A 13767-nucleotide genomic window follows, 5' to 3' on the forward strand; every position below is an offset into this window, starting at 1 on the left:
TTTCCTTAACGCAGTTTCAGGGTGGCCAGACCGGCCAGCACCAGCATCATGGTGACAATCCAGAAGCGCACCACAACCTGGGTTTCTTTCCAGCCTTTAAGCTCGTAGTGATGGTGCAGCGGTGCCATGCGGAACACGCGCTTGCCGGTGAGCTTGAACGACGCGACCTGGATCATCACCGACAGCGCCTCCATCACGAACAGGCCGCCCATGATCAGCAGCACGATTTCCTGGCGCACGATCACGGCCACGGTACCCAGCGCGGCACCCAGCGCCAGCGCGCCCACGTCACCCATGAACACTTGCGCGGGATAGGCGTTGAACCACAAGAAGCCCAGGCAGGCACCACAGATGGCCGCACAGAACACCACCACCTCGTGCGCACCCGGCACGAAAGGCATGCCCAGATACTTGGAAAACACCGCGTGACCGGCCACGTAGGCAAAAATGGACAAGCCCGCTGCTACCAGCACCACGGGCAGCGCGGCCAGGCCATCCAGACCGTCGGTGAGGTTTACCGAGTTGGAAGTACCCACGATCACGAAGTAGGTCAGTACGCAGAAGCCGATGCCACCCAGCGGGTAGATCACATTCTTGAAGAACGGCACGATGAATTCGGTAGAGGCCGGCAGTTTGGCGGTGGTAATCAGGAACACGCCTGCGGCGATGGCAATGGTGGATTGCCATACCATTTTGAAACGGGCGGATACGCCGTTCGGGTCCTTGTACACCACCTTGCGCCAGTCGTCGTAAAAGCCCAGCGCGCCGGTACCCAGCGTCACGGCCAACAGCAGCCACACGTACTGGTTGGACAAGTCAGCCCACAGCAGCGTGGTCACGGTCATGGCCAGCAGAATCAGCGTGCCGCCCATCGTGGGGGTACCGGTTTTCACCAGGTGCGTCTGCGGGCCGTCCTTGCGCACGGCCTGGCCCACTTTCAGCTCGGTGAGCTTGCGAATCACCCATGGCCCCATCCACAGCGAGATGGTCAGCGATGTCAGCGCCGCCATCACCGCACGCAGGGTGACGTAGTTCAGTACATTAAAAGCGCGGATGTGTTCGCGCAGCAGATCAGCCAGTAGCAGCAGCACCGGTCAGCCCTTTCCTTGTTCTTGTTGTTGAGGTGTTACCAGAGCGGCAACCACACGCTCCATCTGCATGAAGCGCGACCCTTTTACCAGCACGGTGCTGGCTGGCGATACCACACCACCCAGCCGCGCCAGCAAAGCGTCGAAATCGTCAAAATATTCGCCAGCCTCGCCATAAGCTGCCGCCGCATGGCGCGCCAGCTCGCCATGACACAGCAGGTGCTCGATGCCACGGGCACGGGCATGCGCCCCCACTTCGGCGTGCAGCTGCGGTGCGGTGTCGCCCAGCTCGCCGATCTGGCCCATCACGAATACGCGCGGCGCCGGGTAGGCAGCCAGTACGTCGATACCGGCTTTCATGGAATCCGGGTTGGCGTTGTAGGTGTCATCGATAACGGTGGCACCGCAGGCGGCTTGCTTCAGTTGCAGGCGGCCCTTCACGCCACCAAAGGCGGCCAGACCCGCGGCGATATCCGCCAGCGGCACTTGCAGCGCCAGCGCCACCGCGGCGGCGGCCAGCGCATTGCGCACATTGTGTTCGCCGGCAGCCGGCAGGCTGATGGCCTGCTCGCCCTGCGGGCAAACCAGTACAAAGCGGCACTCGCCCACACCCAGCTGGATGTCACGGGCGGTGACGTTGGCCGCAGCGCCCAAACCAAAGCGCAGCTGCACGTGGCTGGCAGCGGCAGCGTCGAAAATGGCCAGTTGCGCGTCGTCGGCGTTCAGTACCGCCACACCGTCTGCAGCCAAGCCTTCGAAGATTTCGCTCTTGGCGCGGGCAATGTCGGCCGTGCTGTCAAAACCACCGCCCAGATGGGCACGCATGGCGTTGTTCACCATGGCGACTTGCGGGCGCGCCAGGCCGGTGAGGTAACGAATCTCGCCAAAATGGTTCATGCCCATTTCGATCACGGCGTAGCGATGCGCAGCAGTCAGGCCCAGCAGGGTCAGCGGCAGGCCAATATCGTTATTGAAATTACCGGCAGTGGCGTGCACGGCGGCGTCGCCAGCGTGTGCGCGCAGAATGGCGGCGACCATTTCCTTGACCGTGGTCTTGCCGTTGGAGCCGGTAATGCCGATGCGCTTGACATCGAGGCGTGCGCACCAGTCTGCGGCCAAGGTACCCAGCGCCAGGCGAGTATCGGCCACACGAATCACACTGCCCTGCCCTGCCACGTCGCGGCTTACCAGCGCGTGGGCGCCTTTGGCCAGTACGTCCGGCACGAAGTCGTGCGCGTCGAATTTTTCGCCTACCAGCGCGACAAACAGATCACCGGCTTGCACGGTACGGCTATCGGTGACCACACGCTGAAAGCGGGCATCGCTGCCGTGCAGCTGGCCACCGAGCACGCGGGCGGCATCAGAGAGCATCAGCATGGGCAGCCCCCCATAGCGTCAGCGCGTCTTCTGCCACGCGGAAATCAGAGAATGGCTGCTTCACGCCGCCGATGTCCTGGTACTCCTCGTGGCCCTTGCCGGCAATCAGCACCACATCGCCCATGCGGGCTTGCAATACGGCCCAGTGGATGGCGGCCTCGCGGCTGATTTCCACGTGGCCTGGCTGCTGCATGCCCGCCAGGATGTCGTCCAGAATGGCTTGCGGGTCTTCCAGGCGCGGGTTGTCGCTGGTAACCACGGCCACGTCGGCAATTTTCTCGGCAATGCCGCCCATCAGCGGGCGCTTGCCTTTGTCACGGTTGCCACCGCAGCCGAACACGCAGAACAGCTTGCTGCCCTGCGGGCGGATCTCGGCCAGCGTAGCCAGGGCTTTTTCCAGCGCGTCCGGGGTGTGAGCGTAGTCCACCACCACCAGCGGCTCCAGGCCGTTGCCGATGCGCTGCATGCGGCCACGCGCTGGCTGGATTTTGCCCAACACGCGCACGGCGTCGGCCAGTGGCACACCGCCGGCGCACATGACCGCCAGGCAGGCCAGCATGTTGGCCGCATTGAAACGGCCCAGCAGCGGGCTCTTGATGTCGGCGTCGCCCCATGGCGTGGTGACGCTCAGCTGCAGGCCATCCAGGTTGGCCGCCAGGCTAAGCGGGCGTACATCGCCCTGCTCCAGGCCATAGGTGATGACGCGGGTACGGCTGGCGTCGATACCGGCAGCCAGCTGGCGACCAAACGCATCGTCGGCATTGATGACAGCGTGCTTCAGGCCTTCCCAGTGGAACAGCTTGGCTTTGGAGGCGCCGTACTCTTCCATGCTGCCGTGGTAGTCCAGGTGATCGCGAGTAAGGTTGGTGAACACCGCAGTGGTGAACTCCACACCGTTGACGCGGTACTGGTCCAGACCATGGCTGGACACTTCCATGCTCACCACGCTGGCGCCTTGGCGACGGTACTCGGCCAGCTTCTGCTGCACGGTAATCGGGTCGGGCGTGGTATGCGTGGTTTCGGTGAGGTGGCCGTAAAAACCGTTGCCGACAGTACCGATCAGCGCAGCTTTCTCGCCCAACAGGGCATACGCTTGTGCCAGCCAGTGCGAAATGGAGGTTTTACCGTTGGTGCCCGTGATGCCGACCACCTGCATGTCACGGCTAGGGTAGGCGTACACATGGGCCGCTACGATACCGGCGCGTTCGCGCAAACGGGCTACCGGCAGGTTGGGCACCTGCCAGGCTGCGTTCCACTGGAAGGCGTCGTCCTGGTCCCACACGACGGCGGCGGCACCTTTTTCGATGGCTGCCGCGATAAAGTCGCGGCCGTCGGTGTATTCACCACGGCATGCCAGGAACACGTCGCCTGGGAACACGCGGCGGCTATCGGCCTCGACGCGTGCCACGGAAACGCCAAGACCCGCCAAGGCGGCGGGGTCCCAGTCCGGCAAATCGATCAATGTGGTCTTCATGTTTCTTCCCGCACATCCGAAATCTTGTGTTCCGGAATCAGAGTGTTATTGGAGGGAGCATCAGGCTCGACCCCCAGAATGCGTAAACTGCCGGCCATGATGTTGGAGAAGGCAGGGCCTGCTACCGTGCCGCCGTAGTAATAACCGGCGCCCGGCTCGTCAATCATCACCGCCACAATCAGCCGCGGGTTGGTGGCCGGGGCAAAACCGACAAACAAGCCAATGTGCTTGTCTGCTGCATAACGCCCGCCCACCAGCTTGCGCGCCGTACCGGATTTGCCACCCACGTGGTAGCCCAGCACCTGCGCACGCACTGCCGTACCGCCCTCTTCGGTCACGGTAATCATCATGTCGCGCATCTTTTTGGCCGTATCCGGGCGAATCACGGGGCGGCCAGGGTTGGCCTGCGCCAACCGGGTAAACGACAGCGGCAACAGCGCACCGTCGTGGGTAAAAATGGTATAAGCCCGGGCCAGTTGCACTAGGCTTACCGTCACGCCATAGCCAAACGACATGGTGGCCTGCTCGATAGGCCGCCAGCCTTGCCAGTCACGCAGGCGGCCCGAGCTTTCACCCGGAAAACCCGACTGCGGGCTCTGGCCAAAACCCGACTTGCGATAAAACGTCCACATCTCTTCCGGCGAGAACATCGCCGCAATCTTGGACGAGCCCACGTTGGACGACTTCTGGATAATGCCGGTCACCGTCAGCGACGGGTTAGGGTGCGTGTCGCGCACCGCAGCCGGGCCTATCGTGTAAGGCCGCGTATCAAACCACGTCGTCGGCGTAATTTTGCCTGCGTCCATCACCATGGCTACCGGGAACGGCTTCATGGTGGAACCGGGCTCAAACATGTCTACCACCGCACGGTTACGGCGCATTTCCGGCTCCAGCACCGTACGGTTGTTCGGGTTGTACGATGGCGTATTGGCCAGTGCCAGCACTTCGCCGGTCTGCGCGTCCAGCACCACCACCCCCCCGGCCTTGGCCTTGTTGGCCACCATGGCAGCACTCAGCTCGCGGTAGGCCAGGTACTGGATACGCTTGTCGATGGACAGCGTCAGTGTCTGGCCGTCACGCGGTGGCTCAATCACCGCCAGGTCTTCCACAATATGGCCACGGCGGTCTTTCAGGACCGTACGGCTGCCGTGCTTACCCGCCAGCATTTTTTCGCGCGTCAGCTCCAGGCCTTCCTGGCCCTTGCCATCTACACCGGTAAAACCGATCACATGCGACAGCATTTCGCCGGCGGGGTAGTAGCGGCGGTACTCCTGCTGCTTGGCGACACCCGGAATTTCCAGTGCCAGCACCTGCTGCGCCAGCTGCGGGCTGATCTGGCGTTTCAGGTAGACAAACTCGCGCTTCTTGTCGGCGAACTTCTCGTTCAGCTCGGCGACGGGTATTTCCAGTAGCTTCGACAAAGCAGCCAGCTTGGCTGCCGGCACCGGGCTCATATCCACCGGGCTTGCCCAAATGGACTGTACTGGCGTGCTGATGGCCAAAGGCTCGCCGTTACGGTCGGCAATCACGCCCCGGTTGGCCTCCAGCAGCAGCGTGCGACGAAAACGCGCATCACCCTGGTTCTGCAGAAAGTCTTGTTGCACCACTTGCAGGTAAATCGCCCGCGTCAGCAGTGCCAGCAACATGGTGCCCAGCAAAACCAGTACGACCGTCACCCGCCCTGGCGCCAGGCGCATAGGCTGTTTCAGGTGCTGGCGCATCGGCGGGGTGTAAACGCGGTTCATCGCACCCCTTCCGGTGTAATCACGTGCACCTGACGCTGCGTAGGCGTCAACATGGCCATGCGCGCCACGGCCGATTTTTCAATCAGCGCGTGTGCCCCCCAGGTACTTTGCTCCAGCAGCAGTTGGCCGTATTCCACGTTCAACTGGCGCTGCAGCTTTTGTTCTTTTTCCAGCTCGCCATACAAGCGGCGTGATACGTGCTGCGAGGTCACCACGGACATCGCACAACCGATCACCCCCAGCAGCAGCACTGCATTGAGCTTATTAAGGCTCACACGCCCCCCTGCCACTGCCCGCCAGTACGCTCGGCTACGCGCATGATGGCGCTACGCGCGCGCGGGTTGGCCGACACTTCGGCCTCGCTGGCGCGTATTGCCTTGCCTACCGGTTTGATGGCCGCTTCGGCAATATCACAGGCACGTACCGGCACCCAGGATGGCAGCGTGTCGGTGGTGCTGGCATCACGCACGAAGTTCTTCACAATGCGGTCTTCCAGCGAATGGAAGCTGATCACCGCCAAGCGGCCAGCCAGCGCCAGGCGAGAAACAGTTTGCGGCAGCACCTCTTTCAGCTCGTCCAGCTCGCGGTTGATAAAAATCCTTATCGCCTGGAAGGTTCGCGTCGCGGGGTCTTGACCTTGTTCGCGAGTACGGACGTTTTTCCCAACGAGGACAGCGAGCTCACGCGTCGTTTCGAGGGGCTGTTCAAGCCTTTGCGCAACAATGGCTGCTGCAATCTTGCGAGCAAACCGCTCTTCACCATATGTCTTGATAACCTCTGCTATGTCCGCCTCGTCAGCACTGGCCAGCCACTGCGCCGCCGTCTGGCCGCGGGTGGTATCCATGCGCATGTCCAGCGGCGCGTCAAAACGGAAGCTGAAACCGCGGCGACCGTCATCAATTTGCGGGGAAGAAATCCCCAGATCCATCAGTACGCCATCTACCTGCTGCACGCCCAGGGCGTCCAGTTCTTTGGCAAAGTGGGCAAAACCGTTATGCACGATACTGAAACGCGGGTCTTCTGCAGCCAGTGCGGTAGCAACCGCAATGGCTTCCGGGTCTTTATCAAAAGCAATCAGCCGGCCCTGCGGGCCCAGCTGCTGCAAAATCAACCGGCTGTGGCCACCGCGGCCGAAAGTGCAGTCGACGTATACGCCATCCGGGCGAATGGCCAGTGCGGCTACGGCCTCGTCGAGCAACACCGTGCGGTGAGCAAATACTGCGTCGGTCAAAGTGTGAAATCTCCAAGGTGCTGAGCCAGCTCAGCAGGATCAATATCCAGTGCGGTGTTCGTTTGGGCGTCCCACTCTGGGGCGTCCCACAATTCAAAGCGGTTTCCTATCCCCACCAGCGCCACTTCTTTGTCCAGCCCGGTTAGCTCGCGCAGCCTGGCTGGCAGCAAGATACGACCGGCGCCATCCATTTCCAGCGTTTCCGCATGGCCTAGCACCAGGCGCTGATAGCGCTTCAGCGTAGGGTTGCCGGTGGGCAGTGCCAGCAAGCGTTGCTCAACCGGCTTCCAGTTGGGTTCGGGGTAAATCAGCAGGTGATCGGAGGATTCGAGGGTAACGACCAGACGGTGGCCAAACGCAGACAACAGGCTCTCCCGGTGTCGGGCCGGGATGGCCAGACGCCCTTTGGCATCGAGAGAGATATGACTTACGCCGCCGAACATATTGGATATTTCACCGCGCTGGAATTAGGAGCCGTCGCCCCACAATTACCCACTTCACCCCACTTTTCGCCACTATAGGGAATCAACTCTACCCGGTCAACATCACCATGGGGCAATTCGCCTTTGCCGACAAAGACTTACCGGAATACAACAGGACAGAAAGCAAGGGAAATCAGCGGCTTACAAAATGATCTGCAGAACAGGTATGAACTGTTATTCATGCCCCGTTTTTCACCACACAAAAAACAGCGGCACGCCATAAGGCGTGCCGCTTTTAATGCATTTTATCGAAACTAGGCTTGGGTCAGCTTTTGCTTCAGGATGTCCTGCACCTGCGCCGGGTTGGCTTTGCCTTTGGATGCTTTCATCACCTGGCCTGCCAGGGCATTCAGCGCCTTTTCCTTGCCGGCGCGGAACTCTTCCACCGCTTTAGGGTTGGCCGCAATGGCTTCCTCCACCATCTTTTCGATGGCACCCACGTCGGACACCTGTTTCAGGCCGTCGCGCTCGATGATGGCGTCGGCGCCCAGGTCTGACTCCCACAGTGCATCGAACACCTGCTTGGCCAGCTTATTGGACAGCGTACCGTCGGCAATACGCACAATCAGGCCAGCCAGACGTTCGGCGGCGATCGGGCAGCCGGCAATGTCCAGGCCTTCACGGTTCAGACGCGCGGCGATTTCGCCGTTTACCCAGTTGGCCGCCAGCTTGCCATGCCCGGTGGCGCTCGCCACGGCTTCGAAATACTGCGCCTGCGCCAGGCTGCTGGTTAGCAGCGCCGCATCGTAGGCCGACACGCCAAAGGCGTCGGCAAAGCGGGCCTTCATCTGGCCTGGCAGCTCCGGCATGGCCGCGCGGATGGTGTCGATTTGCTCGCTACTGATACGCACCGGCAGCAAGTCCGGATCCGGGAAGTAGCGGTAGTCATGCGCGTCTTCCTTACTGCGCATCATGCGGGTTTCGCCGCTATCAGGGTCGAACAGCACGGTAGCCTGCTGGATCTTGCCGCCATCTTCGATGGTATCGATCTGCCACTGGATCTCGTACTTGATGGCCTGCTCCAGGAAGCGGAACGAGTTCAGGTTTTTGATCTCGCGGCGGGTACCGAACTCGGCCTGGCCAAACGGGCGCACCGAGACGTTGGCATCCACACGGAAGCTGCCTTCCTGCATATTGCCGTCGCAAATACCCAGCCAGGTCACCAGCGTATGCAGTGCTTTGGCGTAGGCCACGGCTTCTTCCGGCGAGCGCATGTCCGGCTCGGACACTACCTCCAGCAGTGGGGTGCCGGCGCGGTTCAGGTCGATGCCCGACAGGCCATGGAAGTCTTCATGCAGCGATTTGCCGGCATCTTCTTCCATGTGCGCGCGCGTCACGCGGATGACCTTTTCTTCTTCACCCACCAGAATGGTCAGCTTGCCATGCTCGATGATGGGCAGCTCCATCTGGCTGATCTGGTAACCCTTGGGCAGGTCGGGGTAGAAGTAGTTTTTACGGGCAAAAATGTTCTTCTGGTTGATGGTGGCATCCAGCGCTAGGCCCAGACGGATGGATTTATCCACCACAGCCTTGTTCATCACCGGCAATACGCCCGGCAGCGCCAGCTCGACCAGCGAGGCCTGGGTATTGGGCTCGGCACCAAACGCGGTGCTGGCGCCGGAGAAAATCTTGGAGATGGTGTTGAGCTGCACATGCACCTCAAGACCGATTACGACTTCCCATTTCATTTGGAAAATCCTCTAAAAAGCTGGTTTTGCCACTGAAACACACAAAAGACACAGAAAAAACCAAAACACCTGCACAGTAGACAAGCTTACTGAAGACAACATACTGCTCCCAGGATTTATTCCGTGTTTTTCGTGTGCTTCCGTGGCGAAAAAGTGTTTACAGAGCCGGCGCCTTGCTGTGCCAGTCGGTCACTTGCTGGAACTGGTGCGCCACGTTCAGCATTTTGGCTTCGCCAAAGTAGTTGCCGATGATCTGCAGGCCTACCGGGCGGCCGTTGTCGGCAAAGCCGGCCGGCACGCTCATGGCAGGCAAGCCAGCCAGGTTGACCGACAGGGTGTAGATGTCGGACAGGTACATCTGCACCGGGTCACCAGATTTTTCGCCCAAGTTGAACGCAGCGGTAGGCGCCACCGGGCCCAGGATCACGTCGCAGCCGGCAAAAGCAGCGGCAAAGTCGTTGGCGATCAGGCGGCGGATTTTTTGTGCCTTGATGTAGTAGGCGTCGTAGTAGCCGTGGCTCAGCACGTAGGTGCCCACCATGATGCGGCGCTTCACTTCGCTGCCAAAGCCCTCGGCACGCGACTTCTCGTACATCTCCACCAGGTCTTTGTACTCGTCGGCGCGGTGGCCGTAGCGTACACCGTCAAAGCGCGACAGGTTGGCCGAGGCCTCTGCCGGGGCAATCACGTAGTAGGCCGGAATGGACAGCTGGGTGTTGGGCAGGCTGACTTCTACCACCTCGGCGCCCAGCTTTTTCAGCTCGGCCACCGCATTGTCGATAATGCGGCCAACGTCGCCGGCCAGGCCGTCGGCAAAGTACTCGCGCGGCAAACCCACGCGCAGGCCGGCCAGCGGCTGAGCCAGGTCGCGGGTATAGTCTTCGCGCTCGCGCTCCAGGCTGGTGGAGTCGCGCTCGTCAAAGCCGGCCATCACGTTCAGCATCAGCGCGCAGTCTTCGGCGGTTTGCGCCATCACGCCACCCTGGTCCAGCGAGCTGGCGTAGGCCACCATGCCAAAGCGCGATACCACGCCGTAGGTCGGCTTGATGCCGGTAACACCACAGTGGCTGGCCGGCTGGCGAATGGAGCCGCCGGTGTCGGTGGCGGTGGCCACCGGGGCCAGGCGCGCGGCGACGGCAGCCGCAGAACCACCGGACGAACCGCCCGGAATGGCGTTAACGTCCCACGGGTTTTTCACGGCACCGTAGAAACTGTTCTCGTTGGACGAGCCCATGGCGAACTCGTCCATATTGGCGCGGCCCAGCGTCACCAGGCCGGCGGCCTGGCATTGCTCGATAACGTGCGCGTTATACGGCGAGATAAAGTTGTCCAGCATTTTCGAACCGCAGCTGGTCTTCCAGCCCTGCTGGCAGAAAATATCCTTGTGCGCGATGGGCACGCCGGTCAGCAGGCCAGCCTGGCCGGCAGCGCGGCGCGCATCGGCAGCCAGCGCTTCGGCCAGGGTTTTGTCACGGTCGACGGTAATGAAGGCATTCAGCGCCGGGTTCAGCGCGTCGATGCGGTCCAGATAGGCAGTGGCCAGCTCTACGGCAGAAACCTGCCCGGCTGTCAGCTGCTGCGATAGTTGCTTGAGAGTGGCGTTAATCATCTTGTCTTGATGTCCGTCCAGAATGGCCTGCCCATGGCGGGCAGCCTGCGGCCAAGGTTGGCCGTGTTATTCGATGACTTTGGGAACCAGGAACAGGCCTTTTTCCACCTGCGGCGCCACCGCCTGGCAGGCGTCACGGCGGTTCGGCTCGGTCACCGCGTCTTCGCGCAGGCGCAGGGAAACATCCTGCGGGTGCGCCATCGGTTCGATACCGTCGGTATTCACTGCCTGCATCTGTTCGATAAGGCCAAGAATATTATTGAGCTGGCTGCCGACTGCCTCGATTTCTGCGTCGGTCACGGCGATGCGGGAGAGTCGCGCAATTCGCGCAACATCCTGATGGGTCAGCGACATGGCGTCCTCGTCAAAACCTTTAATAATTCAAGCGTTGTAGGGTATCATAACTGGTTTGTTTCGCCCAAGAATACAAGGGCATCGCGCCCTAAAAATGCCAGCGGTTTTACTGAAAAACCAGTGAACCTTTTGCTAGCGCGCTGTCCAAAACCGCCACCATTGCGATGCGGTAAACTCATGCCGCCGCACAAATACCATTCTCAGGACTGCCATATGTTTCGCTCGCTCACCGGCTACTTTTCCAATGATCTGGCCATCGACCTTGGCACGGCCAACACCCTGATTTACATGCGCGGCAAGGGCATTGTCCTTGACGAGCCTTCGGTTGTAGCCATTCATAGCGATGCACCGACCAACAAGAAATCCATTCTGGCCGTTGGCCTGGAAGCCAAAAAAATGCTGGGCCGCACGCCGGGCAGCATTCAGGCCATCCGCCCGATGAAAGACGGCGTGATTGCCGACTTCACCGTGACCGAGCAAATGCTGAAGCAGTTCATCAAGAAGGTGACGCCCAGCCGCTTCTTCTCGGCCAGCCCGCGCATCGTGATTTGCGTACCCTGCGGCTCGACCCAGGTAGAGCGCCGCGCCATCAAGGATTCGGCCCTGGCCGCCGGTGCACGCCGCGTGGAGCTGATCGAAGAACCGATGGCCGCTGCGATTGGTGCCGGCCTGCCGGTAGAAGAGCCAACCGGCTCCATGGTGGTGGATATCGGTGGCGGTACCACCGAAGTAGGCGTGATCTCGCTGGGTGGCGTGGTGTACTCCAACTCGGTACGGGTAGGTGGCGACAAGTTTGACGAAGCCATCATCAATTACATTCGCCGCAATTACGGCATGCTGATCGGCGAAACCACCGCCGAGGAAATCAAGAAGACCATCGGCTCTGCTTTCCCGGGTGCCGAGGTACGCGAGATGGAAGTAAAAGGCCGCAACCTGGCCGAAGGCATCCCGCGTGCGTTCACCGTGTCCAGCAACGAGATCCTGGAAGCGCTGACCGAGCCGCTGAACCAGATCGTCTCCGCGGTGAAGATTGCCCTGGAGCAAACCCCGCCAGAACTGGGCGCCGATATTGCCGACAAGGGCATGGTGCTGACCGGTGGCGGCGCGCTGCTGAAAGACATCGACCGCCTGCTGGCCGAAGAAACCGGCCTGCCGGTATTCGTAGCAGAAGAGCCGCTGACCTGCGTGGTTCGCGGTTCGGGCAAGGCGCTGGACAAGATGGACAAGACTGGCACCATCTTTACCAACGTACCGTAATTCACCGCTTCTTCAGGCGCCACGCTGCAAAGCGTGGCGCACGGCTGCATGAACTTCGCCAATACCCCCCGTTTTTCCAATCAGGGCCTGCGCCCCGGCTCGCAGCTGCTGCTGTGCACGCTTGCCTCGCTGGCCTTGCTGATTGGCGATAGCCAGTTCGGGCTGATGGACCGCACCCGTGACGCCCTGTCCGTGGTGCTGTACCCGATACAGCGTGCCGTGAACATGCCCATGGCCGCCGCCGCGCACATTGGCGAATTCTTTATTACCCAGACCGCACTCAAGCAGGAAAACGCCGAGCTGCGTAGCCGCGAGCTGGCACAGTCGGCACGGCTGGCGCGCCTGACCTCGCTAGAGCAGGAAGTGCAGCAGCTCAAGGCACTGAACGGCCTGCGCACCGGTAGCCTGCAAGCCGGGCAGCTAGGCGAGGTGCTATACACCGCGCGCGACCCGTTTTCCTACAAGATCATTATCGACAAAGGCCTGGACGCCAAGTTGGCCGCAGGCTTGCCGGTGGTGGATGAGCGCGGTCTGGTGGGCCAGATAACCCGCGTACAGCCGCTTACCGCCGAAGTCACGCTGATTATCGACAAAAACCAGATGGTGCCGGTGGTCAACCAGCGCACGGGCCAGCGCTCGCTGCTGTACGGCTACGGTGGCGGGGTAGAAGTACGCTACCTGCCCGCCGCCGCCGATATCCAGCCCGGCGACCTGCTGGTGACCTCCGGCATTGACGGCTTGTACAGCGAAGGCATACCGGTGGCACGAGTCACCCGGGTAGACCGCCCGGCCGGTGCCTCCTTTGCCCGTGTACTGTGCCAGAGCATTGCCGGTGTACAGTCCAGCCGCTACGTACTGGTACTGCCGCCGCGCGCCGCCATGCCCCCGCGCCCGGAGCCGGCGCCGCAGCCTGCCAAGCCGAAAAAGAAAAAAGACACCGAGGATGAAGGCTGATCCATGAGCTACGACCGCCCGCAAGAGCTGCTCAAGCCGGTGAAGCGCCGCTTCATCACCCTGACCTTCGCCCTGGCACTGATGATGGAGCTGCTGCCGCTGCCGGTAGGCTCTACCCGCTGGCTGCCGGACTTTGTCGGCCTGCTGATTTTGTACTGGGCCATCAACCAGCCGCGCCGCATCGGTATCGGCATGGGCTTCCTGATTGGCCTGATTGTTGATGTCAGCACCAACAGCCTGTTTGGCCAGCATGCGCTGGCCTACTCGGTTACCACCTATCTGGTGATGCTGCGCCAGCGCCAGCTGATCATGTTCAACCTGGGCCAGCAAGCGCTGGTCGTGCTCACGCTGATGCTGGCCAACCAGCTGATCATGGCCCTGGTGCGCCTGGCGCTGGGCTCGGCCTTTGTCGGTGCCAGCTATTTCCTGCCGCCGCTGATGGGGGCGTTGCTGTGGCCGCTGCTCACCAAGCTGCTGCTGCTGCCCTACCGTCACCACACCCTTTGAG

13 protein-coding genes are annotated in these 13767 nt (G+C 61.3%); 3 read left to right on the top strand and 10 right to left on the bottom strand.

What is annotated here, in order from left to right; translation table 11 throughout:
• Positions 1–5: 5 nt before the first annotated feature.
• From mraY to gatC, 10 genes are all read right to left on the bottom strand, one after another.
• Positions 6–1088: a phospho-N-acetylmuramoyl-pentapeptide-transferase gene (mraY, locus tag ACZ9XP_RS05840; protein WP_438699111.1), complete on the bottom strand. Its 1083-nt coding sequence runs from the start codon at positions 1086–1088 to the stop codon at positions 6–8.
• 6 nt (positions 1089–1094) lie between these two features.
• Positions 1095–2465: a UDP-N-acetylmuramoyl-tripeptide--D-alanyl-D-alanine ligase gene (locus tag ACZ9XP_RS05845; protein WP_465188137.1), complete on the bottom strand. Its 1371-nt coding sequence runs from the start codon at positions 2463–2465 to the stop codon at positions 1095–1097.
• A complete protein-coding gene (locus ACZ9XP_RS05850) occupies positions 2449–3939 on the bottom strand; it encodes a UDP-N-acetylmuramoyl-L-alanyl-D-glutamate--2,6-diaminopimelate ligase (protein ID WP_438699095.1) in 1491 nt (496 codons plus the stop codon). The genes ACZ9XP_RS05845 and ACZ9XP_RS05850 overlap by 17 nt, the downstream gene beginning before the upstream one ends.
• Positions 3936–5684 carry a peptidoglycan D,D-transpeptidase FtsI family protein gene (locus tag ACZ9XP_RS05855; protein ID WP_147688137.1) on the bottom strand — a complete coding sequence of 583 codons (1749 nt, stop codon included), beginning with the start codon at positions 5682–5684 and terminating at the stop codon, positions 3936–3938. Before ACZ9XP_RS05855 ends, ACZ9XP_RS05850 begins: the two co-directional genes overlap by 4 nt.
• Positions 5681–5959, bottom strand: coding sequence for a cell division protein FtsL (ftsL, locus tag ACZ9XP_RS05860; RefSeq protein WP_147688138.1), 279 nt, complete (start codon positions 5957–5959; stop codon positions 5681–5683). Before ftsL ends, ACZ9XP_RS05855 begins: the two co-directional genes overlap by 4 nt.
• Complete coding sequence (rsmH, locus tag ACZ9XP_RS05865) at positions 5956–6915, bottom strand: 16S rRNA (cytosine(1402)-N(4))-methyltransferase RsmH (RefSeq protein WP_147688139.1); 960 nt, start codon at positions 6913–6915, stop codon at positions 5956–5958. Before rsmH ends, ftsL begins: the two co-directional genes overlap by 4 nt.
• Positions 6912–7358: a division/cell wall cluster transcriptional repressor MraZ gene (mraZ, locus tag ACZ9XP_RS05870; RefSeq protein WP_017507469.1), complete on the bottom strand. Its 447-nt coding sequence runs from the start codon at positions 7356–7358 to the stop codon at positions 6912–6914. The genes rsmH and mraZ overlap by 4 nt, the downstream gene beginning before the upstream one ends.
• Before the next feature lie 293 nt (positions 7359–7651).
• On the bottom strand, positions 7652–9085 hold the full coding sequence (gatB, locus tag ACZ9XP_RS05875; protein WP_465188138.1) for an Asp-tRNA(Asn)/Glu-tRNA(Gln) amidotransferase subunit GatB: 1434 nt from the start codon (positions 9083–9085) through the stop codon (positions 7652–7654).
• Between the two features lie 157 nt (positions 9086–9242).
• On the bottom strand, positions 9243–10694 hold the full coding sequence (gatA, locus tag ACZ9XP_RS05880; protein ID WP_465188139.1) for an Asp-tRNA(Asn)/Glu-tRNA(Gln) amidotransferase subunit GatA: 1452 nt from the start codon (positions 10692–10694) through the stop codon (positions 9243–9245).
• Between the two features lie 66 nt (positions 10695–10760).
• A complete protein-coding gene (gatC, locus tag ACZ9XP_RS05885) occupies positions 10761–11048 on the bottom strand; it encodes an Asp-tRNA(Asn)/Glu-tRNA(Gln) amidotransferase subunit GatC (RefSeq protein ID WP_026107698.1) in 288 nt (95 codons plus the stop codon).
• Between the two features lie 213 nt (positions 11049–11261).
• On the opposite strand from gatC, the gene ACZ9XP_RS05890 reads away from it, so the two are divergent.
• Genes ACZ9XP_RS05890 through mreD form a run of 3 tightly spaced genes read left to right on the top strand, consistent with a single transcriptional unit; the run spans position 11262 to position 13766 of the window.
• Positions 11262–12305 carry a rod shape-determining protein gene (locus ACZ9XP_RS05890; RefSeq protein WP_017507473.1) on the top strand — a complete coding sequence of 348 codons (1044 nt, stop codon included), beginning with the start codon at positions 11262–11264 and terminating at the stop codon, positions 12303–12305.
• A gap of 48 nt (positions 12306–12353) precedes the next feature.
• Positions 12354–13259 (top strand): rod shape-determining protein MreC, encoded by a 906-nt coding sequence (mreC, locus tag ACZ9XP_RS05895; protein ID WP_147688142.1) that lies wholly within the window; start codon positions 12354–12356, stop codon positions 13257–13259.
• A 3-nt stretch (positions 13260–13262) separates the two neighbouring features.
• Positions 13263–13766: a rod shape-determining protein MreD gene (gene mreD / locus ACZ9XP_RS05900; protein WP_438699099.1), complete on the top strand. Its 504-nt coding sequence runs from the start codon at positions 13263–13265 to the stop codon at positions 13764–13766.
• Position 13767 lies beyond the last annotated feature (1 nt).

This window comes from Vogesella perlucida, from assembly GCF_979366545.1.

Excerpts from the sequence above, each read along its gene's own strand:
- mreC (WP_147688142.1), top strand. The coding sequence starts at position 12,354 with ATGAACTTCGCCAATACCCCCCGTTTTTCCAATCAGGGCCTGCGCCCC.
- ACZ9XP_RS05850 (WP_438699095.1), bottom strand. The coding sequence starts at position 3,939 with ATGAAGACCACATTGATCGATTTGCCGGACTGGGACCCCGCCGCCTTG.
- ACZ9XP_RS05890 (WP_017507473.1), top strand. The coding sequence starts at position 11,262 with ATGTTTCGCTCGCTCACCGGCTACTTTTCCAATGATCTGGCCATCGAC.
- gatA (WP_465188139.1), bottom strand. The coding sequence starts at position 10,694 with ATGATTAACGCCACTCTCAAGCAACTATCGCAGCAGCTGACAGCCGGG.
- mraZ (WP_017507469.1), bottom strand. The coding sequence starts at position 7,358 with ATGTTCGGCGGCGTAAGTCATATCTCTCTCGATGCCAAAGGGCGTCTG.
- gatC (WP_026107698.1), bottom strand. The coding sequence starts at position 11,048 with ATGTCGCTGACCCATCAGGATGTTGCGCGAATTGCGCGACTCTCCCGC.
- mreD (WP_438699099.1), top strand. The coding sequence starts at position 13,263 with ATGAGCTACGACCGCCCGCAAGAGCTGCTCAAGCCGGTGAAGCGCCGC.
- gatB (WP_465188138.1), bottom strand. The coding sequence starts at position 9,085 with ATGAAATGGGAAGTCGTAATCGGTCTTGAGGTGCATGTGCAGCTCAAC.
- ACZ9XP_RS05855 (WP_147688137.1), bottom strand. The coding sequence starts at position 5,684 with ATGAACCGCGTTTACACCCCGCCGATGCGCCAGCACCTGAAACAGCCT.
- ACZ9XP_RS05845 (WP_465188137.1), bottom strand. The coding sequence starts at position 2,465 with ATGCTGATGCTCTCTGATGCCGCCCGCGTGCTCGGTGGCCAGCTGCAC.